At 69.7% G+C, this 20,891-nt stretch carries 21 protein-coding genes; 5 read left to right on the top strand and 16 right to left on the bottom strand.

The window, feature by feature from the left end:
* Window positions 1–23 precede the first annotated feature (23 nt).
* The 3 genes from ACP699_RS10345 to ACP699_RS10355 are packed head-to-tail and all read right to left on the bottom strand — an operon-like array spanning window position 24 to window position 2,838.
* A complete protein-coding gene (locus ACP699_RS10345) occupies window positions 24–680 on the bottom strand; it encodes a transaldolase family protein (RefSeq protein WP_055874988.1) in 657 nt (218 codons plus the stop codon).
* A gap of 11 nt (window positions 681–691) precedes the next feature.
* The gene (gene xylB / locus ACP699_RS10350; RefSeq protein WP_426170956.1) at window positions 692–2,149 is read right to left on the bottom strand and encodes a xylulokinase; all 1,458 of its coding nucleotides are present in this window, start codon (window positions 2,147–2,149) and stop codon (window positions 692–694) included.
* The gene (locus ACP699_RS10355; protein ID WP_055874994.1) at window positions 2,146–2,838 is read right to left on the bottom strand and encodes an SIS domain-containing protein; all 693 of its coding nucleotides are present in this window, start codon (window positions 2,836–2,838) and stop codon (window positions 2,146–2,148) included. Before ACP699_RS10355 ends, xylB begins: the two co-directional genes overlap by 4 nt.
* Before the next feature lie 97 nt (window positions 2,839–2,935).
* On the opposite strand from ACP699_RS10355, the gene ACP699_RS10360 reads away from it, so the two are divergent.
* Together ACP699_RS10360 and ACP699_RS10365 are read left to right on the top strand one after the other, a co-directional pair.
* Window positions 2,936–3,886, top strand: a complete 951-nt coding sequence (locus ACP699_RS10360; protein WP_055874997.1) for a sugar-binding transcriptional regulator — start codon at window positions 2,936–2,938, stop codon at window positions 3,884–3,886.
* Window positions 3,886–4,512, top strand: coding sequence for a hypothetical protein (locus tag ACP699_RS10365; protein WP_426170959.1), 627 nt, complete (start codon window positions 3,886–3,888; stop codon window positions 4,510–4,512). Before ACP699_RS10360 ends, ACP699_RS10365 begins: the two co-directional genes overlap by 1 nt.
* 147 nt (window positions 4,513–4,659) lie before the next feature.
* Here the strand turns inward: ACP699_RS10365 and ACP699_RS10370 are convergent, their stop codons facing one another.
* The 4 genes from ACP699_RS10370 to ACP699_RS10385 form a co-directional block, all read right to left on the bottom strand.
* The gene (locus ACP699_RS10370; RefSeq protein WP_426170961.1) at window positions 4,660–5,286 is read right to left on the bottom strand and encodes a hypothetical protein; all 627 of its coding nucleotides are present in this window, start codon (window positions 5,284–5,286) and stop codon (window positions 4,660–4,662) included.
* A gap of 171 nt (window positions 5,287–5,457) precedes the next feature.
* Complete coding sequence (locus ACP699_RS10375) at window positions 5,458–6,768, bottom strand: FGGY family carbohydrate kinase (RefSeq protein WP_055866491.1); 1,311 nt, start codon at window positions 6,766–6,768, stop codon at window positions 5,458–5,460.
* A gap of 47 nt (window positions 6,769–6,815) precedes the next feature.
* On the bottom strand, window positions 6,816–7,832 hold the full coding sequence (gene corA, locus ACP699_RS10380; RefSeq protein ID WP_055866495.1) for a magnesium/cobalt transporter CorA: 1,017 nt from the start codon (window positions 7,830–7,832) through the stop codon (window positions 6,816–6,818).
* Window positions 7,833–7,868: 36 nt separating this feature from the next.
* Window positions 7,869–9,161 (bottom strand): serine hydrolase domain-containing protein, encoded by a 1,293-nt coding sequence (locus ACP699_RS10385; RefSeq protein ID WP_426170965.1) that lies wholly within the window; start codon window positions 9,159–9,161, stop codon window positions 7,869–7,871.
* A gap of 95 nt (window positions 9,162–9,256) precedes the next feature.
* Here ACP699_RS10385 and ACP699_RS10390 point away from each other — a divergent pair, with 95 nt between their 5' ends.
* Both ACP699_RS10390 and ACP699_RS10395 read left to right on the top strand, forming a co-directional pair.
* Complete coding sequence (locus ACP699_RS10390; RefSeq protein ID WP_426170967.1) at window positions 9,257–9,571, top strand: DUF2470 domain-containing protein; 315 nt, start codon at window positions 9,257–9,259, stop codon at window positions 9,569–9,571.
* A gap of 46 nt (window positions 9,572–9,617) precedes the next feature.
* Window positions 9,618–10,265: a heme oxygenase (biliverdin-producing) gene (locus ACP699_RS10395; protein WP_055875006.1), complete on the top strand. Its 648-nt coding sequence runs from the start codon at window positions 9,618–9,620 to the stop codon at window positions 10,263–10,265.
* Window positions 10,266–10,286: 21 nt separating this feature from the next.
* On the opposite strand, the gene ACP699_RS10400 is transcribed toward ACP699_RS10395, so the two are convergent.
* On the bottom strand, window positions 10,287–11,681 hold the full coding sequence (locus ACP699_RS10400) for an ATP-dependent DNA helicase (RefSeq protein WP_055866505.1): 1,395 nt from the start codon (window positions 11,679–11,681) through the stop codon (window positions 10,287–10,289).
* A 113-nt stretch (window positions 11,682–11,794) separates the two neighbouring features.
* On the opposite strand from ACP699_RS10400, the gene ACP699_RS10405 reads away from it, so the two are divergent.
* Complete coding sequence (locus tag ACP699_RS10405) at window positions 11,795–12,865, top strand: hypothetical protein (RefSeq protein ID WP_219869899.1); 1,071 nt, start codon at window positions 11,795–11,797, stop codon at window positions 12,863–12,865.
* An 18-nt stretch (window positions 12,866–12,883) separates the two neighbouring features.
* On the opposite strand, the gene ACP699_RS10410 is transcribed toward ACP699_RS10405, so the two are convergent.
* The 8 genes from ACP699_RS10410 to ACP699_RS10445 form a co-directional block, all read right to left on the bottom strand.
* Window positions 12,884–14,884: a cytochrome c oxidase assembly protein gene (locus ACP699_RS10410; RefSeq protein WP_426170970.1), complete on the bottom strand. Its 2,001-nt coding sequence runs from the start codon at window positions 14,882–14,884 to the stop codon at window positions 12,884–12,886.
* Window positions 14,885–14,972: 88 nt separating this feature from the next.
* Entirely contained in the window at window positions 14,973–15,260 is a 288-nt protein-coding gene (locus ACP699_RS10415; protein WP_017203554.1) for an HU family DNA-binding protein, read from the bottom strand.
* A 241-nt stretch (window positions 15,261–15,501) separates the two neighbouring features.
* Window positions 15,502–16,338, bottom strand: coding sequence for a hypothetical protein (locus tag ACP699_RS10420; protein WP_426170973.1), 837 nt, complete (start codon window positions 16,336–16,338; stop codon window positions 15,502–15,504).
* Window positions 16,339–16,462: 124 nt separating this feature from the next.
* The gene (gene rpsN / locus ACP699_RS10425) at window positions 16,463–16,768 is read right to left on the bottom strand and encodes a 30S ribosomal protein S14 (protein WP_017829734.1); all 306 of its coding nucleotides are present in this window, start codon (window positions 16,766–16,768) and stop codon (window positions 16,463–16,465) included.
* Between the two features lie 3 nt (window positions 16,769–16,771).
* Window positions 16,772–16,942 carry a 50S ribosomal protein L33 gene (rpmG, locus tag ACP699_RS10430; RefSeq protein WP_017203558.1) on the bottom strand — a complete coding sequence of 57 codons (171 nt, stop codon included), beginning with the start codon at window positions 16,940–16,942 and terminating at the stop codon, window positions 16,772–16,774.
* Window positions 16,942–17,178: a 50S ribosomal protein L28 gene (gene rpmB / locus ACP699_RS10435; protein ID WP_017203559.1), complete on the bottom strand. Its 237-nt coding sequence runs from the start codon at window positions 17,176–17,178 to the stop codon at window positions 16,942–16,944. The genes rpmG and rpmB overlap by 1 nt, the downstream gene beginning before the upstream one ends.
* A 161-nt stretch (window positions 17,179–17,339) precedes the next feature.
* Window positions 17,340–19,463, bottom strand: coding sequence for an alpha-galactosidase (locus tag ACP699_RS10440; protein WP_426170977.1), 2,124 nt, complete (start codon window positions 19,461–19,463; stop codon window positions 17,340–17,342).
* A 61-nt stretch (window positions 19,464–19,524) separates the two neighbouring features.
* Window positions 19,525–20,856, bottom strand: a complete 1,332-nt coding sequence (locus tag ACP699_RS10445; protein ID WP_288969281.1) for an ABC transporter substrate-binding protein — start codon at window positions 20,854–20,856, stop codon at window positions 19,525–19,527.
* Between the last annotated feature and the right edge of the window lie 35 nt (window positions 20,857–20,891).

A 20,891-nucleotide genomic window follows, 5' to 3' on the forward strand; every position in this document is an offset into this window, starting at 1 on the left:
CGCGCGGCAGGAGTCCGGCGGGGTCATGACGGCACCGCCGCTGCACGCGCCGCCGCTGCCACGAGCTCCTCGAACTCCGCGGTCGCGGCGAGCGTGAGCTCGTCCTCGAAGAGGGCGCCGGCGATCGCCGGAGCGAGCGTGAGATCGTGCGCGCCGGCCCCGGCGACGGCCGCGACCTGGTCGGCGGAGCGCAGGCTCGCGGCCAGGATGCGCACGCTCGGCACGCTTCGGGCGATCGCCGCGACGAGCGCAACGCCTTCGCGACCGTTCTCGCTCGCCCTACCCACGTAGGGTGCGACCTCCTGCGCGCCGGCAGCGGCGGCGAGGAGGGCCTGGGCCGGGTGGTACACCGCCGTGATCAGCACCTCGCGTCCGGCGTCCGTCAGCTCGCGAGCGACAGTGAGCGCCGGGGCTGACGCCACGAGCTTGATCACCACGTCGCCGCCGAGATCCGCGATCTGACGGGCGGTGTCGCGCAGCTCTTCGATCGTCGTCCCGGTCGCCTGTGCGTAGAAGCGGGTCACGCCACGATCCCGCAGCCAGGTGGCGAGAGCGGGCAGGTCGTCGGCGGTCAGTCCGGCGCGATCGAGGATCGCGGGGTTGGTGGTGACACCGGCGAACAACCCGGTCGCCAGAAGCGGCGCGAGCAGGTCACGGTCGGCGCTGTCGATGTAGAGCACGGGTCCTCCTCCTAGAAGCGTTCGCCGTCGGACTGCAGGTCGGCCAGACGGATGTAGCGGTTCCAGATGTCACCGCGGTCGGCGACCGGCTCGGTGACCGAGGTGGCCTCGGGGCGCCAGGCGTCCGTGACGGCGGCGACGGTCTCGCCGCGCACCACCGCTGCGGCCTGGATCGCTGCGCCGCGCGCCGTGCCTTCCGGCGCATCGACGGTGTGCACGGCGCGACCTGTCAGGTCGGCGATGATCTGCCGGTAGGCGTGCGACCGCGCTCCCCCGCCGATGGCGATAGTGCGTCCCGTCACGGGGATGCCGAGAGACGCCAGCCCGCGCTCTCCTCGCACGAGGCCGAGGGCGACCCCCTCGAACGCGGCCAATGCGAGCTGCTCGCGGCTGGTCGCGGTGCTCAGACCCGCCAGCATGCCGCGCGCCGAGGGCAGTCGCGGCGAGCGCTCACCGTCGAGGTAGGCCGCGAGCAGGGGGCGTTCCGGGTCGAGCGGCGCGGCGAGGGCGAGGGCGGCGAGCGCGGCGTGATCGACCGCGAGCAGCCGCGCGATGGTGTCGGTGACCTTGGTGGCGTTGAGCGTGCAGACGAGCGGGAGATAGCCACCCGTGACATTCGCGACACCGTCGACCGAACCCGTGACGTCGACGACGGGGTCGGGGGTGGTCGCGAACACGACGCCGGAGGTGCCGAGGCTGTACGCCACGTCGCCTTCGCCGAGCCCGATGCCCTGCGCGGCGAGATGCTGGTCGCCACCGCCCGCGCCGACCAGTGCGCCGGGGTCGATTCCGAGCTCTGCGGCCGCGGCGGGTGCGATCCGTCCGGCCGCCTCATCGGGTGCGAGCACCTCGGGAAGCAGCGGGGCCCAGTCGCGCTCCCCCACGACCTCGTCGAGGATGTCGGTGCGCCAACGCCCGGTGTCGGCGGAGTAGTACCCGGTTCCCGAGGCGTCCGAGCGATCCGTGACACGGCGTCCGGTCAACCGGTACGTGAGCCAGTCGTGCGGCACCGAGATGTGGCGGACGCGGGCGAACGCATCCGCGTCGGTCTCTGCCAGGAGCGCGAGCTTCGAGATGGTGATGGCGGCCGAGGGGACGATCCCGATCTGCTGGGCCCACCAGGAGGCGGGATGCCTGTCGAGCAGCGCGGCAGCCTGCGGCCCCGAGGTGGTGTCGTTCCAGAGGCGCGCGGGGCGCAGCAGGCGACCGGCCTCATCGGAGACCACCAGACCGTGACACTGCGCGCCGACGCTCACGCCGATGATGCGCACCTCGACGTCGCGGCGCGCGTCTCCCATCGCCGCGACCAGCGCCTGCCACCAGGACTCGGGGTCCTGCTCGCTGATCGGCGGGTGGGTGACCGGATGCGGGGCGCGGCCGGTCGAGACGAGCGCTCCGGATGCGGCGTCGCGGAGCTCCACGGTGCACGACTGGGTGGAGCTGTCGACTCCGGCGACCACATCGATCATGACGCGACCTCCCGGTACGCGGGGATGACGATCCGGTCGGCGTCTGCCGGAAGGTCCTCGAGGCGACCGACGGCGCCGGCGGGATGCGTGGTCATGAACTCGGCCCAGGTGTACCCCCGCCCGCGCATGAGCACCTCGGCGAGCGCGTCGCCCCACGCCGACTGCGCGATCGTGATGCCGGTCGCGACGATGCCGCCGATGTCGGCCGCAGGCTGCACGGCGACGGCGACGCTGTGGTCGGCCAGGAGCGCGAGCGGCGTCGAGTGGCTGCGCGAGAGGGAGATCACCCGCGCCCCACGACCGCGGGCGATGCGGGCGAGCTGCACGACCTCGCCGGAGGCTCCGCCGTTCGAGATGAGCAGCACGATGTCGGCAGCCGTGATCGCACCGGAGGCTCCGTGCAGGCCGTCCATGGGCGAGAAGGGCAGCGACGGGGTGCCGGTCACTGAGAGGATGTGCGCCATCCGCCGCGCGACGGTGCCGGATGTGCCGGAGCCGCCGATGAAGAGCTTGCCCGTGCCGGAGAGGATCAGCGACGCCGCGGTGACGAGCGAGTCGTCGACCGTGTCGATCAGCGCTGCCACGGCATCGGCCTCTGCACGCAGGCGTCCGCGCGCTACCGCGAGGATGTCGTCATTGACCGTCAACTCTTGCTCCTTCAATCGCACGATGGAATCAGTCGCGCTCATCTGTGATGCTTGGATGTACGTTTGAGCATAGGAAGCTCCTCGTGCCGAAGAAAGGCAGCCGTCACATATGTCACAGTTTCGTGATTTCGACGCTCAAATGAGCGAGGTATCGACGGGCATGGACCACGATCGCGCCCTCATGGCAGCCGTCGCCCGTGCCCACTACCTCGAAGACCGGTCCCGCGTCGACATCTCCGACGCCCTGGGGATCTCGCGTTTCAAGGTGGCCAGGCTGCTCACCCGCGCCCGCGAAGAGGGCGTCGTCACGATCGAGATCCACGACTGGGGTCTGCCCGACGTCGAGCTGAGCCAGCGGCTGCAGGAGAAGCTCGGCCTCGAGCGATGCCTCGTCGTGCGCTCTCACGGCGACGACGACACCGTGCGTCGACAGATCGGCGGGGCGGCGGCGCGGGCGCTCAGCGAGAGCCTGCGCGAGGACGAGGTGCTCGGCGTCACCTGGGGCCGCACCCTGACCGCGACCGTGAGTCAGTTCGACCACCTCCCCCGGCTGTCGATCGTGCAGCTCACCGGCGTCGTGGCCGGCGACCTGGCATCGTCACCCATCGAGGTCGTGCGCCAGACGTCGCGCCGCTCCGGCGGGGATGTCTACCCGATCTTCTCCCCGCTGATCGTCGACGACCTCGAGACCGCGAAGAGCCTGCGCCGCCATCCCGACATCCGCTCGGCCATGGACCTGTTCCCCGCGGTCACCACCGCCCTGCTCTCGGTCGGCGCCTGGAACCCGCCGGTGTCGCAGGTGCGGGACGTGCTGCCCATCGACGACCTCGCCAACGCTCTCAGCAAGGGATGCGTCGCCGACATCGCGGGCATCCTCATCCAGAGCGACGGCACCCCGGTCGACCCCGATTTCCAGGACCGCTGCGTCAACATCTCGTACGAGCAGCTGCAGAAGGTGCCGCGTGTGGTCGCCGTCGCCGGTGGAGCCGCGAAGGCCGATGCGATCCGGACGGTGTCCCGTGTGGGGCTCATCACCGAGCTGTTCACCGACCACACTCTCGCCGAGGCCGTGCTCGCGGAGGATCGCTGATGCGGATCGCCGGCTCGCTGTGGTCCGTTCCCGCCGAGGATCGCCTGACCACCGCGCTGCGGCTGCGGGACGCCGGTCTGCGTCGGCTGCACTGGGACACGACCGACGGCAGCTTCGCCGCGGCGGGAGGGTTCCCCCCGGACTCCGCCGCCGAGCTGGCCTCCGCGACCGGGCTCTCTGCCGAAGCCCACGTGATGGCTCATCGGGCTGGGCGGGACGTGGACGCCTGGACCACGTTCTGCGACCTCGTCTTCGTGCACATCGAGAGCGACGACTGGCAGGATGCACTCGTGCGCATCGAGCGGCGCGGCGCCACCCCCGGCCTCGCGGTCTCACCGCAGACCCGCGCCGCCGACGTGCCAGCCGATGTCGCGGTGCTGTGCATGTCGATCGTCCCCGGTCAGGCCGGAAGCGCGTTCGACACCGCTGTCCTGCACAAGCTCACCGCCCTGCGCAGAGCCTCGCCCGACCGTCGGCTCGCCGTCGACGGCGGCGTGCGCCGCCTGCACCACGACGCCCTCGCCTCCGCCGGCGCCGACTGGGCCGTCGTCGGCACCGACCTGGTGTTCGACCAGGAGGACGCCTGGGCCGAGGTCCTCGCCGCCGGGGCCGACGCCTCGGCCTGACCTCCCGGCTTCCCGACCTGCAGGTGCCCTAGGGCGTGTTGATCAGGGTCTGGTATGCGCGATCACGCTCTCAGCTGTTCTGCTCTGACTGAGGGAACCTCACTGAGGGGGGCATAAACGCCCCGCAAACGATCCCATCACTCGCGCTCAGCGGTTGATGGCTAGCCTCGGCGTCGGGAGCGGGTCGTCTGGGGTGATGTCGAAGACGAACGCGATGCCGTCGCTCATGAAGTTCGCGGCGCTTACCGAGCTACCGGCTACTGCTACCCGCAAGTCCTGGTCTCCGATATACGCGGAAACTTCCTCACTCGGCTCGATGGCGGTGATCCAGTTGTCAACCTGAAAGAGCAGCTGCCTCGGCCGTGGTGGAACATCACTAGGGCCGTTTCCTGTCCAATATGGTGCCCCGCCGGCCTTCGTGAGCTTGTTCGAGTCGAAGCCGTGTACCGCTGTGATCTCATCAGGCAATGCCCAGAACGCGACGGGGTCGTCGATCTGGCGCGCCTGCTCAGCCGTGATTCCGTCGTCCGACGGTACCCAATCGCGCACCCATAGCCGCGGGAGGATGGGAGTCTCTCCGTTGGCCCCGGCGGAAGGGACGTGCGACTCGCCTGCCAACCCTGTCGACGGAACCAGCAGGCACCGATTAGCGACCTCATCTGGCTCCCAGAAGTCACAAACAGCGTCGCTCTCGCATTTGAACACCAGCAGCACGCAGCTGGCGGGGACCCGCGGCAGCCACGGCCCCGGCGCGAGTTGAAGCAACGGCGTCATGACCGCGCCGCACTCTCCGCACACCGGCCAACGGTCCGCAGCCAGACCTGTCGGAACACCGCCAAACCAACTCGCCCCTTCAGAGTCTTGTGGCGGGTGCACCGACCATTGCGGAACCCATATCTGCATAGCGCGAGGATATCTACACGCCACTGGCTTGATCAACACGCCCTAGGCGGCCGGAGGCAGCTCGAGTCCGAGCGTGCGCGCCGCCTGGCGGGCCATGCCCCAGGCGACGAACTCGCCTGCGGGCGGCGCGGTCATCGGGATGCCGAGGATCTCGGGAGCCATCGCGCGCACGGCCGCGGACCGGGCGCCACCGCCGATGAGGATGCCCCGCTCCGTGGGCACGCCGAGGTCGCGGATCGCGTTCAGGCCGAACAGCAGACCGCCGAGCACGCCCTCATAGGCCGAGCGAGCGACGTTCTCTCTCGTGGTCGAGGCCAGCGTCATGCCGAACAGGGTTCCGGTCGCATCCGGGAGGTTCGGGGTGCGCTCGCCCTCCAGGTACGGCTCGAGCACCAGACCGCCGGCACCGGGAGACGCAGCAAGGGCGAGTCGGCTGAGTTCTTCGTGATCCACTCCGAGGAGGGCGGCGAGCGTGTCGAGCACCCGCGCGGCGCTGAGGGTCGCGACGAGCGGCAGATGGCCGTCGGCTGCGTCGGCGAATCCGGCAACCGTTCCCGAGGGGTCGATCGTGCGATGAGCGCTCGTCGCGAAGACCGTCCCGCTCGTGCCGATCGACACCACCACGTCTCCGACACGAGCTCCCAGACCCAGCGCGGCGCCGGCGTTGTCCCCGGATCCCGGTCCGACCGAACGGCCGTCGGCATCGCGGACCGCTGCGTCGTGGGCGAGGACCCGCGGCAGCACCGCGTCGTGCCCCAGCGCCTCGGCGAAGAGCTCCCGGTCATAGCCGGCATCCGTCCAGTACCCGGTTCCCGAGGCCTCGGAACGGTCGGTCACGAGCTCATCCAGGTCGGCGCCGAGACGGGAGTCGGGGCCGAAACCCCGCAGACGCCAGGTGAGCCAGTCATGCGGGAGCGCGACGGCACCGACCGCACGGGCGCGCTCGGGCTCGTGTTCGCGCAGCCAGTGCACCTTGGTGAGGGTGAACGAGGGCACGGGCACGAGGCCGGTGCGCTCCGCGAGGGCCGTCGCGCCGTACCGGGCGATCAGTGCCGTTGCCGCATCCGACGAGCGCAGGTCGTTCCACAGCAGGGCGGGCCGCACGACGCGTCCCCTGCTGTCCAGCGCCACCATCCCGTGCTGCTGCCCGCTGATCGCCCACGCGCGCACGTCGCCGAGCCCGCCCGCCGCGGCGATCGCCTGCTGCAGCGCCTGCCACCAGGCCTCCGGGTCGACCTCGGTTCCCGGCGGGTGAGCCGCCCGCCCTTCGCGGACGACCGTGCCGGAGACCGCGTCTGCGATGACGACCTTGCAGGACTGGGTCGAGGAGTCGATTCCCGCCACGAGTTCCATGCTGCGATCATCCCATGCGGGGCGACGGGCACTCATCCGGCTCGGTGTCAGAGCCAGCCCTTGCGTTTGAACGCGGCGTACAGGCCGAAGCCCAGCGCGATCATCATGCCGACCGCCATGGGGTAGCCGAGCAGCCAGTGCAGCTCCGGCATGTGGTCGAAGTTCATGCCGTAGATGGTGCCGACGAGCGTGGGCGCGAACAGGATCGCCGCCCATCCCGAGATCTTCTTGACCTCGTCGTTCTGACGGATGCTGAGCTCCGTCATCCGCCGCATCTCCTCGTTCTGGCGGCGTGCGACGATGGTCGATTCGACGGTGAGCGCGTTGTCGAGCACGGTGCGGAACGTCGTCGCGCGGTCGCTCACGCGCAGGGTGTGATCCAGCACGTCGCGCAGATACCGCTGCAGCTCTTCGGTCACCTGGTACTTGTCCGACCCTCGAAGCAGTGCCTCCAGCATCCCCGACAGCGGCTGCGTGGCCCGCTGGAAGTCGATGACCTCCCGACCCAGATCGTAGATGCGCTGCGTGGCGTCGGTGTTCTCCTCGAACAGCTGGCTCTCGATCTCGTCGATGTCGTTCTCGAGCCCCGCGAGGACGGGCGTGTACTCGTCGACGACCTCGTCGAGGATGGCGTACAGCACGGCTTCGGGGCCGTGGGCGAGGAGCGCGGGGTCGGCTTCGAGGCGACGCCGGACGCGGCCGAGGTCGGGGGACTCCGCGTGCCGGATCGTCACCACGAAGTCGGGACCGACCAGCACATGCACCTCCCCGAACTCGACCTCTTCGAGGTCGTCGAGATAGCGGGCCGGCCGCAGCACCATGAACAGCACGTCTCCGTAGCGCTCGAGCTTCGCGCGCTGGTGCCCGGAGAGGGCGTCCTCCACGACGAGCGCGTGGATCCCGAACTCCTCGGCGACCTCGCGGATCTCGTCCTCGCTCGGTCGATAGAGGCCTATCCACCCCATGCCGTCGCGTTCGCGCATGCGCTCGAACGTCTCGCTCAGGGTCACCGGGTTCTCGGTGCGGACGCCATCCACGTAGATCGCATTGTCGATGATCGCCATCGTCGCCCCTTCGAGTACCTGTGGGTCAGCCCGGGTTCACTCCGCGGCGGGAGGAGCGACGCAGGCGATCGCCGCGTCGGTGATCGTCTGGTGGTACTGCTCGGCGGTGAACGGCAGACCGAACTCGGGCGCCGTCTGGCCTTCGGCGGCCGGCGCCTTCGAGGCGATGGCTGCGAGCTCCCACGAGAGGTGCTGGGCGAACTGGGCGCCGGCCGTGGAATCGTTGAGCACGACCGCCACCGTGAATCCGGTCGCCGGGTCGGAGTACGCCGCGGTGGCGTATCCCGGAGTCCAGCCGTGCTGGCCGATCATCGATCCCACCAGGTAGCCACCGCCGGCGGCCTGGAACCAGGATGCGGCGCCGTCTGCCGCCGAGAGCGGATCGGCGAAGCGCTCCGGCTTCTCCTTCGTGCGCAGGACCTGCTTCGCCTCCGCCTGGGCGTAGCGACCGAGGTCGGTGATGGTGGAGACGACACCGGAGTCGGTGAACCCCGAGCTGGACGACAGCTTCGTGATGTCGACGGGGGCCGCGCAGTCGTATCCGCCCTCGACGGCATTGAGGTAGTGACCGTCGAGCACCGCGCCGGTTCCCGGCACTGCCGGGGTCGGCCCGGGAAGCGAGGTGTCGGGCAGCGCGAGAGGTTCGGTGACGTACTCGGCGATCAGCTCGGAGGCCGTCATGCCCGACGCGCGCTCGAGGGCGAGGCCGAGCAGGAGGTAGCCGGCGTCCGAGTCGCGGAAGGTCGTGTGGGGCGCGACGCGCTCGCGCGCCAGCCCGAAGCCCGCGAGCTCCAGCGGCGACCACACCCGCTCAGGGGTGTTCAGCCAGGCCGACTTCACGGTCCCCTCGGAGGATCCCGCGCCACTGGTGCCGTTGCACAGATCGAGGAGGGTGATGCCGTCGTCGCGCATGTCGGCGACGCCCGAGACGTAGTCGGCGACGTTGGCGTCGAGCTCCACCACGTCACGGTCGGCGAGGGCATAGAGCACGTCGCAGGTCATCAGACGGGTGACGTCCGCGATGCGGAAGGACATGTCGGTCGACAGCTCCGCACCGCCTTCGCGATCCTGCGTGCCGATGCCCGCCACCCAGCTCCCGCTCCAGGGCGCCCACACACCGACGATCGCACCGGTCGCACCGGAGGAGACGAGCGCGTTGTCGACCGCGGCCTGCATCGCGGCGACCGTGTCGTCCGGGAGCGGACCGTCGACCTGTGCGGGCGGCGTGTAGGAGAAGGACTCCTCGGACGAGCATCCGGTGAGAGCGAGAGCGAGCACGGCTGCCGTCGCCGTTGCGGCGCGCCACCGGCGCGACGAGAGAAGCTGCATGAAAGGGACCCCCGAGGACGTGTCTCCCGAGTCTAGAGCGCCGAGGCTGAAAGTCGGCCCCGGAGCGATCTCGGAGCCGCCGTAAGGTGGTCACCGTGCCCCATATCTTCGACGCCGACGTGATCACCGCCGTCCTCCGCCACATGAACGGCGACCACACCGATGACAACATCCTCATCGCCCGCGCCTTCGTGGAGCCGTCGGATGTCGAGGTGACCGGTTCGGTGATGACCGGGTTCGATGGAGACGCCGGCGTGTGGGAGATCACCCGCGACGGTGAGGTCGCCGAGCTGCGCGTGCCCTGGCCCGGCGGCCCGATCGCCGACCGCCCCGCCGTGCGCCGCGAGGTCGTGGCTCTCTACGACGCCGCCTGCGCCCGCCTCGGCGTCGAGCCGCGGCCTCACGCCTGAACACTGCGACTTCCCTCCGGGGTTAGGTAACCCTTACACTGGCCTCATGCCCGAGATCCTCTCCTTCTCCGCCGCCCTGCGCGAGCGTTCGTCCGGATCGCACTCCCGCAGCGAGACCGCCGGCTTCATGTCCGACCTCCTGAAGGGCGAGGGGTCGCGCGAGGACTACATCTCCCTCGTCGCGCAGCACTACTTCATCTATGAGGCGCTCGAGGGCGCGGGCGAGCGCATGCGTCAGGATCCGGTGGCCTCGGTCTTCATCACCGACAAGCTCACCCGACTCCCCGCGCTGGAGGCCGACCTCGAGTTCCTGCTCGGGGCCGACTGGCGCGAGCAGATCGTCGCCCTGCCCACCACTCAGCGCTACGTCGACCGCATCCGCCAGGTGGGCGCCACCTGGGCCGGCGGCTTCGTCGCGCACCACTACACCCGCTACCTCGGCGATCTGTCCGGCGGTATCTTCATCGGTCGTGTGATGGCCCGTCGCTTCGGCTTCGAGACCAACGGCATCGGCTTCTACCTGTTCGACGACATCGCCGACCCGTCCGCTTTCAAGGACGTGTACCGCGAGCAGCTCGATGCCGCCCCGTGGGATGAGGCCGAGCGCGAGCGCGTGATCGACGAGGTGCTCCTCGCCTACCGCTTCAACACCGAGCTGTTCGAAGACCTCGACCGCGCTCGCGCCGCCGCCTGAGCGGATCCCGCGCCCGGGAGCTCAGCTCTTCGGCAGCTCGGGGGCGGATGCCGCGAGCCAGGCATCGCGCATGAACCGACGCACGTCTTCGTCCACCCGGATGTCGCGGGGTCGCAGCGCACGCGACAGATACAGCCCCTCGAGCGAGGTCAGCCGGCTGAGGGCGACATAGGTCTGCCCCGGCGCGAACGCCCCGGAGCCGAGGTCGATGATGGCCCGCTCGTAGGTCTTGCCCTGCGACTTGTGGATCGTGACAGCCCAGGCCAGACGCAGCGGGAACTGCGTGAACTCGGCGACGACGTCACGGGAGAGCTTCTTCGTGTTCTGGTCGTACGCGTAGCGGAACCGTTCCCACACGGCGGGCTCGACATCGACCTCTTCACCGTCGATGTCGACGCGCACGGCACTGCCGAGGATGCGCACCACCGTTCCGATCGTGCCGTTGACCCAGCGCGGCGGCTCGCCGGACATCGCGGTGTCGTTGCGCAGGAACATGACCTGCGCCCCCACCTTGAGCTTCAGCTCCGACTCGGCCGGGAGCGCGGCCTCGCCCCTGCCGAAATCTCCGCTCACCTCGGCGCGCGCGGTCTGCTCCTTGCCCGGCAGCGCGGCCAGGTGTCGGCTGTTGATGCTGTTCACGATGTCGTTGCGGGTTGCGAGCGTGATCATCGGGACCTCGCCGGGCTCCGGATCCGGTGGTGTCCGCGCCCCCTGGGTGTTCAGCACGCCCGCGATCTCGGCGGTCACCCGCCCGTAGCGCACGGCGTTCAGCATGGCCTTGAACCCGTCGTCGGACTGCCGGTGGATCTGCACGAGCTCGCGCACGTGCAGCTCGGCGCGCGTGTCGACGGCGAACAGCCCCTCCTGGTCCGACTCGCCGGTGCCGCCGCCGGTCCCCGCCCACACCTTCGCGTCGAAGAACCAGAACGAGCGGTAGTGGTCCTGCACGTATCGGGCCTCGTCGCCGCGGGGCGGCACGGGCGCCAGCTGGTACGGGTCTCCGAACATGACGACCTGCACCCCGCCGAACGGCTCGCCCCTGCGCCCCCGCGCCTGGCGGAGAGAACGATCGATCGCATCCATCAGATCCGCGTTGACCATCGAGATCTCATCGATCACAAGCGTCTCGATGGCGTTCAGGATGCGACGGGTCGCGTCGTTCTGATCGATGTCGGCATCCCCGATCAGACCGATCGGCAGGCGGAACAGCGAGTGGATCGTCTGCCCCTCGACGTTGAGCGCCGCGACGCCCGTAGGTGCGCAGATCGCGATCTGCTTCTTCGTGTTCCATGCGAAGTGCTGCAGGAGCGTCGACTTCCCGGTCCCGGCTCGCCCGGTGATGAAGACGTGCTCGCCCGTGTCCTCGATGAGTCGGAACAGCTCTTGCTGCTCCTCGGACAGGGCGGGAAGGGACACGGTTCTCACAGGGGCAGCGGACGGACAGGGCGCTCGTCCATGCTACGTCCCGGCATCCGCACACGGCCGCCGACGCTCGGCGTCCCCCCAGGACGCCCTCCTAGACTGACGCCATGGACCGGGCACGTGCGAGCGCGCCCCGGCGTGCGCGCCTGGGGGTCGATCTGGCGATGCTCGCCGTCGTCGGCCTGCTGCTCATCGCGGCTCTGGGAGCGGGCGGCGTCACGCTGTACCAGCAGTTCTACGGCCCGTCCGCGTTCGTCGTCCGCTACCTCGACCTGCTCTCCTCCGGTCGCGCCGCCGATGCGCTGCGCGTACCGGGCGTCGCGATCGACCGCGAGACCCTCGACGCCGCCGGGATCGATCCCGGAGCGTCCGAGGCGATGCTCCGCCGCGCCGCACTCGCCCCGCTGACCGACGTGACGATCACCTCGGAGAAGCCGGCAGAGGGCGGCACGGCCGTCACCGTCAGCTACCAGGCGAGCGGACACGCCGGCACCAGCACCTTCCTGGTCGAGCAGGACGGTTGGGCGGGCGTCACCCCCAACTGGCGCTTCACCACCAGCCCCCTGGCCGTCGTGGATCTGACGGTGCGCGGCGCCGACCAGTTCGCGGTGAACGGGTTCGAGGTCGACCGGCGCCAGGTGTCGATCGACGGCGTCGATGCGGTCGCGCTCGACCCGCTGCCGCTGCTCGTGTTCACGCCGGGCCTGTACGCGGTGACGGTGGACACCGCGATCTCGACCGCCTCGGGCCACGGGGTCCTCGCCGACACTCCCCTGGCCGTCACACCGCTCGATGTGCAGACCGAGCCGACCGACGAGTTCGTCGACGTGGTTCAGGAAAGGGTCGAGGCCTTCCTCACGGAGTGCACGACGCAGGAGGTGCTCCAGCCGACGGCCTGCCCGTTCGGCCTGCGCGTCACGAACCGACTCGCCTCCGCGCCGAAGTGGTCGATCGCGACGCAGCCCCAGGTCACGGTCACCCCCGACGGCGGGCAGTGGCAGATCCCGACGACGGACGCGGTCGCCCACGTCGAGGTCGACATCCGCTCGCTGTTCGACGGCAAGACCCAGCCGTTGGCGGAGGACGTGCCCTTCCAGCTCACCGGGACGATCGCGATCCTGCCCGACGGATCCGCGTCGATCAGGATCGGCTCCCCCGGCGACCCCGCCGTCGACTGACCGGGTCGGGCGTCGGCCTCAGCGGCTTCCGCGCTGGTCGCGCTCGGCGAGGGCTGCGAGCTTGGCGTTGTACTCCTCGAGCTCGGCGTCTCCCGTGCGGTCGGCATGCCGGTCTGCGCGGCGCTGCAGCTTGGTGTCGCTGCGGCTCCACTGGATCGCGACCGTGATCGCGAGGATCAGCGTCGGGATCTCGCCGATCGACCAGGCGATGCCGCCACCGACGTACTGGTCCTGCAGCGGGTCCACACCCCAGTCGCGGCCCATCGACCCGAACCAGTCGGCGACCATCAGCCCTTCCTGCATCATGATCGCGATGCCGAAGAAGGCGTGCATCGCCATGACGGCGATCAGGGTGATCAGGCGACCGGGGTAGGGCAGACGGTACGGCACAGGGTCGGCGCCGATCAGGCTCATCACGAACAGGTAGCCCGAGATCAGGAAGTGGATGACCATCCACTCGTGACCGAGGTGCTCGTACATCGACCAGCGAACCAGGTCGGTGAAGTAGAAGGCCCACAGCGACAGGATGAAGATCGCCGCTGCGACGAACGGATGGGTCACCACGCGGGAGAACGGCGAGTGCACGGCCCACATGATCCACTCGCGCCCACCGCGGGTGCCGTCGTCGCGCTTGTGGATCGCACGCAGAGCGAGCGTGATGGGGGCGCCGGAGACCAGCAGCAGCGGGATGGCCATCGACAGCATCATGTGGCCCATCATGTGGATGCTGAACAGGTACTCCTGGTACGCGTTGAGCGGGCCGCTCGTCACCCAGACGAGCATCAGCATGCCGAGCACCCAGAACACGGTGCGGTGGATCGGCCAGCGGTCGCCGCGCAGGCGCAGGCGGCGCACACCGGCGAGGTACAGGAAGAGGCCGAAGCCTGCGGCGACGAGCCAGAGCACGTCGAAGTCCCAGGCCGTGAACCAGCGCTCGAGCGTCAGCTCCGGAGGCAGCGTCGCGCCGGTGAGGATCTGCGCGGGCGTCTGGGCGAAGGCGGCGACCTCGCCGGTGGGCGGAGGCGTGCGCGCGAGCGCGGCGGCCGCTCCGGAGGCGAGACCCATCAGCGCGACCTCGCACAGCACGAGGAGCCAGAACCAGCCCGCCGCCCGCTGACCTGCGAGCCGGGGGATCAGACGTGCGCGATACCAGGCGCCCAGCAGTCCCATGCCTCCCAGCAGCACGACCTTGGCGAGCACGATCCAGCCGTAGGGCGTCGCCCACAGCGCGTCCCAGCCTCCGACGGCCACGATCGACCGGGTGACCCCGGAGAACGCGACCACGGCGAAGGCGGCGATCGCGAGGGACGAGTAGCGTGCGACGAGCCGCGGGGTGTCGATGTCGGCGCGCCCGCGCAGCAGCACCAGCAGCAGGAGCCCACCGAGCCAGACGGCGGCGCCGATGGTGTGCAGCAGGATCGAGTTGACCGCCATGTTGTGCCCGGCGAGGTCGCCGGCATGCCCCTGCGTCGCGAGCGGGAGGAAGGAGACCGCGGCGAGCAGCGCCGTGATGAGGGTGGGCGTCCACGAACGCCACGCGAACGCGAGCACCGTGATGATCGCGCCGAAGATGGTGGTGATGAGCCAGGACTGCCCCAGCGGCAGCTCCAGCAGGAAGCGCCCGAGCTGCGTGCCGAACTCGCGCTCGATGCTGAGCTTGGGGTTGAACGCGGCCATGAAGGCGAGGAACCCCGCGAGGCCGGCCGAGACCGTGAACACGGCCGCACCGACCGATGCGATGTTCAGAGCGGCGTCGAACGATCGCTCCCCCGCGCGCAGGCCGAACAGCGCGAGCACGAGCGCGCCGAGCATGACCGCGCCCGAGACGTTCATGACGAGCTTCGCGATCGGCGTACCCCAGAGCACGAAGGGGCCGGGGTCCTGCAGCAGCGGCGGCTTGGCGCCTCCGCCGACGAGGAGCGCCAGCACCAGCGCCGCCAGGGCGGCGATGAGGAGGATGATGACGCCGGCGACTCGATACGCCGAAATCCGACTCGTCGACTCGCTGCGGGAACTCACCCCTCCAGCCTAGGCGCGCCCGACGGTGAGAAAGCACGCAGGCCGCCCCCGTCGGAACGGGAGCGGCCTGCGAAGAGGTGCGGTCGAATTACTTGACGGCAGCCTTGAGCTTGGAGCCAGCGGTCACCTTGACGCGCTTGCCGGCCGGGATCTTGATCTCGGCGCCGGTCTGCGGGTTGCGGCCCGTGCGAGCAGCGGTGTCGACCTGCTCGAAGGAGATCCAGCCCGGGATGGAGACCTTGCTGCCCTTGGCAACGGCGTCGGAGACCGTGGCGAACAGCGAGTCGAGGACACCGGAGACGGTGGCCTGGCTCTGGCCCGTGGCGCTTGCGATGCTCGCGACGAGCTCGGTCTTGGTGATGGACTTGTCAGCCATGTCATCCTCCAGCGACGAGTTCCCGTCGCATCGTTGTGGGTGTCGGAGCGGATGCTCCTGGTCTAGCGACCGCCTTGAATGTACCAACCACCACCCTCATTTCCGCGTCATTTCGCGGGTTTTGGGCAATTACTGGGCGTGTCGCGTCACTTTTGTCACTCCAGTCACAGATTCGAGGGGCGGATCCGCGCCCCGGAAGCCGGATCGGCGCGGTCGCGGATGCCCGCGGCGGTGCCGGAGGTCAGGGCAGGTTGCTGAGCAGACGCACCTCGAGCACCGGATTCGCGGCGGTGACCTCCGCCCTGATGCCTTCGCCGACCGAGGCCGAGACCCAGCCGATGATGCCCGTGGTGAACGCCCCCTCCGTGAGGATCGTGTCCTCCCACTCGACGTCGCAGTTCGTCAGCTGCCAGCTGCGGGCCGAGTTCACGCCGATGTTCGCATCCTCGGGCAGCACGTCGCCGACCGCGCGGTCATCCGGGATCAGGTACACGTCGAACGTCCCGAGAGGGATGCCGACGAACTGCTGCGGCTCGGCCTCGGCGCTGCGGATCGGAGTGCGCCACGCGATGGCGCGGGTCTCGGCGTCGACGAGGATCAGCCACATCGGCACAGGACCAGGCACGTAGTCGGTGTCGCACTGCGCGAGAGCCGTCTCGAGCGGGATCGTGTCGGTGCCGCGCTCCTGTTCGGGGTTGTACAGGGCCACCGTCTCCGGAACACGGTCGTGCGTTCCCGCCCACTCCTGGGCGCTCGCACCGAACACGTCGAGACGCGTATCGACGCCCGGCTGGGGCTGCGGGTCCGGCTGCGGCTGCGGCTGCGGCTGGACCGCGGGGCACGACTCGGCCGCGGTCGCCGAAGAGGGCGCGGCGATCAGGCCCCCGCCGGCCACCGCGAGGGCGAGCAGCAGCGCTCCTCCGGCGAGACGGCCGCGGCGCCCGCGCCCACCGACGCGGACCGTCAGCACGAGGCCGCCGGCGATGAGCAGCACGGCCAGGACGAGAAGACCCGAGAGCGTCAGCGGGTCGGCACCGGACTCGGCGAGAAGGCCGGAGGCGGGGATGCAGTCGTTCATGAGTCCTCTCCACCCCCCGGTTCACAGTGAGGGTATCGGTATCGCGGCGCGCTGCGCATCCCCCGGATACGCGAAAGGGGCGAGGATCCGAAGATCCTCGCCCCTTTCGACTGTCTGCTGAGACTTACCAGCTCGACTTGGTCACGCCGGGCAGCTCGCCACGGTGTGCCATGTCACGGAAGCGGACACGCGAGATGCCGAACTTCGTGAGGACACCGCGGGGGCGGCCGTCGATGACGTCGCGCGAACGCACGCGAGCCGGCGACGCGTTGCGCGGCAGCTTCTGCAGGCCGACGCGTGCGGCCTCGCGGGCCTCGTCGGTGGCGTTCGGGTCGACCAGGGTCTTCTTCAGCTCGGCGCGACGCTCGGCGTAACGCTCGACGATGACCTTGCGCTGCTCGTTGCGAGCGATCTTGCTCTTCTTAGCCATTGATCAACGCTCCTCTCGGAATTCGACGTGCTGACGGATGACCGGGTCGTACTTCTTGAGCACGAGGCGGTCGGGGGTGTTGCGGCGGTTCTTCTTCGTCACGTACGTGTAACCCGTACCTGCCGTCGAACGCAGCTTGATGATCGGACGTACGTCCTGAGCCTTCTTGGCCATTAGAGCTTCACACCCTTCGCCTGGAGGTCCTTGACGACGTTCTCGATGCCACGGACGTCGATCACCTTGATGCCCTTGGCGGACACGTTGAGCGTGATCTTACGACCGAGCGACGGAACGAAATAAGTCTTCTTCTGCACGTTCGGGTCGAAGCGGCGCTTCGTCCGGCGGTGCGAGTGCGAGACGTTGTGACCGAAGCCGGGAACAGCTCCGGTCACCTGGCACACTGCTGCCATGGTGGTGACTCCTTCTATACCGTGAGGCCGGACGGCCTCACCCAAGATCCCTTGTCTGCACGCGACCCCGCCTCGCCGATCTCTCGGCCGCAGAAGGGGAAGCACGCGAACTGCGCACAGGAGTGTGCGCAGACAAAGAGTCAGTTTAGCACGGCGGCGATTCAGGCTCGAACGGCCTCGATCAGCAGAGCCGCCCCCGGAGCCAGCAGCGGCAGCGGCACACCGACGGTCTCGAAGAAGGCACCGGATGCCTCCACCCCGGCGTCGGTCCACGCGGGGTCGGCGACCTGATGCCGCGCGACCCTCCCGAGGTCCTCCCGCATCCGCAGGCGATAGCGCTGCGCCGCCGGCAGGCCGGGGATCCGCGTGCGCGGGGTGAAGCCGTCGACGGATGTGCCCAGGCGCACCCAGGCGTAGACGGCGCGCGAGCCGTCGGCGGCGACCACGCCGTGCAGCAGCGTCTGGTCATCGACCTCATCGGCGCGCACCGTGATCCCCGAGTGCAGCAGCGGGCGCAGCTCGCGGTAGAGCGCCGCCCAGCGCCTCAGCACCTCGCGCTCGCCCTCGTCGGCGCGGGTGATGTCCCACTCGATGCCGGCGTGACCGAACAGCGCCGTCGTCATGCGGAAGGGCAGCGACGCCGCCCGATGGGTCGTCTCGGCGATCGGCGGCCCGACGTGCGAACCCACGAGTTCGGGAGGGATGAGGGTGCCGGTCCACCGCTGGATGCGCTGACGCTCCACAGGGTCGTTCGAATCCGAGGCCCACACGCGCTGTGTGCGCCGCAGGACCCCGAGGTCGACACGGGCGCCGCCGCTCGCGCAGGACTCGATCTCCAGGGAGGGATGCCTCTCGCGCAGCGCGTCGAGCAGGGCGTAGAACGCGGCCGTCTGCGCGTGCACGGACGCGCGCCCGGTGTGCGGGGAGACGGCGGCGTGCAGGTCGCGGTTGTGGTCCCACTTGATGAAGTCGACCCCGATCTCCGAGACCAATCCGTCGATGCGCTCGAGCAGGTGAGCGGCGGCGGCGGGGTTGGCGAGGTCGAGCACCTTCTGGTGCCGCCAGGTGGGCGAATCGGGCGATGCCTGCAGCACCCACTCCGGATGCTGCGTGGCGAGGTCGGACACCGGGTTCACCATCTCGGGCTCGAACCACAGGCCGAACTGCATCCCGAGGCCGTGCACGTGATCGGCGAGAGGGCGCAGACCCTCCGGCCACTTGACGTCGTCGATGTACCAGTCCCCGAGCCCCGACCTGTCGTCGGGGCGTCCGCGGAACCAGCCGTCGTCCAGGACGAAGCGCTCGACACCGACCGAAGCCGCGGCTTCGGCGAGCGCGAGCAGACGCGTCGGGTCGTGGTCGAAGTAGACCGCCTCCCACGTGTTGAGCACCAGTGGCCGCGGCGTCGTGGGGTGCGCGGAGAACGAGCGCACCATCCGGTGAAGCCGTGCGGCGACGGAATCCAGACCGCTCTCCCCGTAGGTGAGGTGCACCCGCGGCGAGACGTAGGTCTCTCCCGCCCCCAGTCGGATCTCGCCCGGCAGCAGCAGCTCTCCCCCGCCGAGCACCGCACCGTGCACTCCGGCGCCCTCGGAAAGCCGATCGACGCCGACCTCGACGTCGCCGCTCCACGCGACGTGCGCCGTCCACAGCTCGCCACGGCGGAAGCCGAATCCGTCGGTGCCGACCGCGGTCAGATAGGGGGCGTCGTGGCCACCACGACCGCGGCGCACCTGACGCAGATGCGCACCGTGACGCAGGGCGCCGCGCTGCGGGTGCCGCTCGCCCGTCCAACGCCCGGTGTGGTCGAGCACCTCCGTCGCGTGCGCGGGGATCGGCAGCAGGATGCGCGTGGCCAGCAGGTCCAGCGGCTGGGCGTCATCGGCGGCTGTGCTCGTGACCGACAGCTGCGCGGTGAGCACGCCATCGACGTCCAGCGCGAGGTCGAGCATGACGGTGGCCTCGGCCTCGGCATCTGCGAACTCCGCCCGCAGCGATGTCGCCGAGGCCTCCCACTCGGTCGGTCGCAGCAGCGGGGCGCTGTGCAGCCCCGCCCGGTGCCAGGCGAGTGCCGGTGCGCCCGACCAGCCGTCCGCCTCGACGGCGAGCAGGGGGAAGGCCCGAGGAGCGTCGAACGAGCTGAAGGTCACGGCGCCGGTCGACGACGCGGCGAGCGCCTCGAGGTCGACGGGGTCGAGCGCCGCACCCCAGTGCAGCAGCCGCGCTCCGGTCGTGTCGATGACGACGCTGACGCCGCCGGAGGTCAGATGGACGAGTTCGCTCATTGCCGCTCCAGACGAAAAGGGAGGCCCGCCCGTGAGCATACGGGCGGGCCTCCGAAAGGCGTTACTCCGTGACGGGGATCGACGCCGCCTTGAGCGCGTCGACGGTCGCCGTCTGGCCCTTCTCGATCGCGTCGAGCAGGGTTCCGCTGCCCGAGACCGCGGCCTTGAAGCCGTCCGAGACGTCGGCGTAGGTCTGGGTCATGGTCGGACCCCACGCGAAGTCGGGAGAGACCTGGGTGGCGGCATCGGCGAAGACGTCGTAGATCTTCTGCCCGCCGTAGAACTCCACGCCCTCGCTGAACACCGGCAGTGCGAGTCCCGCCGTCGTGGCGGGATAGAGGTTGGCCGCCTCGGCGAGCGCGGTCAGCGCCTCATCCGACGTGTTGAGCCACAGCGCGAACTTGGTCGCCTCGTAGAGGTGTTCGCTGCCCTTGAGCACGGCGGTCGAGGAACCACCCCAGTTTCCGGCCGCGGATCCGCCGGCCTTCCACTGCGGGAGCGGAGCGACGGCCCACGAGCCTGCGGTGTCGGGGGCGCCGCTGGAGATCGAGTTGGCACCCCAGACCGCGGAGTTCCAGGTCCAGACCTCGCCCGAGTTGTAGGCGTTGTTCCACTCGTCGGTCCAGGCGGGCACCGTCGCGACGAGGTCGTCGTCGAGCATGCTCTGCCAGAAGTCGGCCACGGTGGTCGTGGCGTCGTCGGCGAGCGTGACCGTCCAGCCCTCGTCGTCGCTCGAGAACCACTGGGCGCCGTCCTGCCACGCGAATCCGGCGAACTGGTTGATGTCCGACTGCGAGAAGTTGGTGATGTAGCCGCCCAGGTCGCGGATCTTCACGGCCGCCTCACGGTACTCGTCCCAGGTGGTGGGGATCGCGATGCCGTTCTGCTCGAACAGGTCGGCACGGTAGAACAGCGCCATGGGTCCGGTGTCCTGCGGAACGCCGTACACACCGTCGGTGCCGAGGGTCACCTGTCCCCAGGCCCAGTCGACGAACTGGTCCTCGGCGGCGACGACGTCTTCGCAGGCGCTGAGGTCTTCGAGGCCGTCCTGCACAAGGAAGTTCGGCAGGGCGTCGTACTCGATCTGCCCGAGGTCGGGCGCGTCGCCCGCCTTGATCTGGTTGAAGAAGTTCTGGTACGTGCCGCCGTTGCCGTTGGGGCCGGTCTGCACGTCGACCTGGATCTCGGGGTTGGCATCGTTCCAGATCTTCACGACGTCTTCGATGCCGGGGATCCAGGAGGTGAACTCGAGGGTGACGTCACCGTCGGCCGGGGTGCAGGAAGCTGCGGCGTCGCCGCCTCCGGTGCTGTCTCCGCCGCCGGCGGAGCAGCCTGCGAGCGCGAACGCCGAGATGGCGATGACGGCCGCTGCCTTCTTCTTCGAATGCTGCATTTCGATCCTTTCGTGGATGCGATGGGGTGGTGCAG

Source organism: Microbacterium sp. DWRC1-3 (genome assembly GCF_049896645.1).
GTDB lineage: Bacteria > Actinomycetota > Actinomycetes > Actinomycetales > Microbacteriaceae > Microbacterium > Microbacterium maritypicum.

Coding starts and splice junctions, on each gene's coding strand:
- xylB (WP_426170956.1), bottom strand. CDS start 2,149: ATGATCGATGTGGTCGCCGGAGTCGACAGCTCCACCCAGTCGTGCACC.
- ACP699_RS10355 (WP_055874994.1), bottom strand. CDS start 2,838: ATGAGCGCGACTGATTCCATCGTGCGATTGAAGGAGCAAGAGTTGACG.
- ACP699_RS10360 (WP_055874997.1), top strand. CDS start 2,936: ATGAGCGAGGTATCGACGGGCATGGACCACGATCGCGCCCTCATGGCA.
- ACP699_RS10365 (WP_426170959.1), top strand. CDS start 3,886: ATGCGGATCGCCGGCTCGCTGTGGTCCGTTCCCGCCGAGGATCGCCTG.
- ACP699_RS10370 (WP_426170961.1), bottom strand. CDS start 5,286: ATGACGCCGTTGCTTCAACTCGCGCCGGGGCCGTGGCTGCCGCGGGTC.
- ACP699_RS10375 (WP_055866491.1), bottom strand. CDS start 6,768: ATGGAACTCGTGGCGGGAATCGACTCCTCGACCCAGTCCTGCAAGGTC.
- corA (WP_055866495.1), bottom strand. CDS start 7,832: ATGGCGATCATCGACAATGCGATCTACGTGGATGGCGTCCGCACCGAG.
- ACP699_RS10385 (WP_426170965.1), bottom strand. CDS start 9,161: ATGCAGCTTCTCTCGTCGCGCCGGTGGCGCGCCGCAACGGCGACGGCA.
- ACP699_RS10395 (WP_055875006.1), top strand. CDS start 9,618: ATGCCCGAGATCCTCTCCTTCTCCGCCGCCCTGCGCGAGCGTTCGTCC.
- ACP699_RS10405 (WP_219869899.1), top strand. CDS start 11,795: ATGGACCGGGCACGTGCGAGCGCGCCCCGGCGTGCGCGCCTGGGGGTC.
- ACP699_RS10415 (WP_017203554.1), bottom strand. CDS start 15,260: ATGGCTGACAAGTCCATCACCAAGACCGAGCTCGTCGCGAGCATCGCA.
- ACP699_RS10420 (WP_426170973.1), bottom strand. CDS start 16,338: ATGAACGACTGCATCCCCGCCTCCGGCCTTCTCGCCGAGTCCGGTGCC.
- rpsN (WP_017829734.1), bottom strand. CDS start 16,768: ATGGCTAAGAAGAGCAAGATCGCTCGCAACGAGCAGCGCAAGGTCATC.
- rpmG (WP_017203558.1), bottom strand. CDS start 16,942: ATGGCCAAGAAGGCTCAGGACGTACGTCCGATCATCAAGCTGCGTTCG.
- rpmB (WP_017203559.1), bottom strand. CDS start 17,178: ATGGCAGCAGTGTGCCAGGTGACCGGAGCTGTTCCCGGCTTCGGTCAC.
- ACP699_RS10440 (WP_426170977.1), bottom strand. CDS start 19,463: ATGAGCGAACTCGTCCATCTGACCTCCGGCGGCGTCAGCGTCGTCATC.
- ACP699_RS10445 (WP_288969281.1), bottom strand. CDS start 20,856: ATGCAGCATTCGAAGAAGAAGGCAGCGGCCGTCATCGCCATCTCGGCG.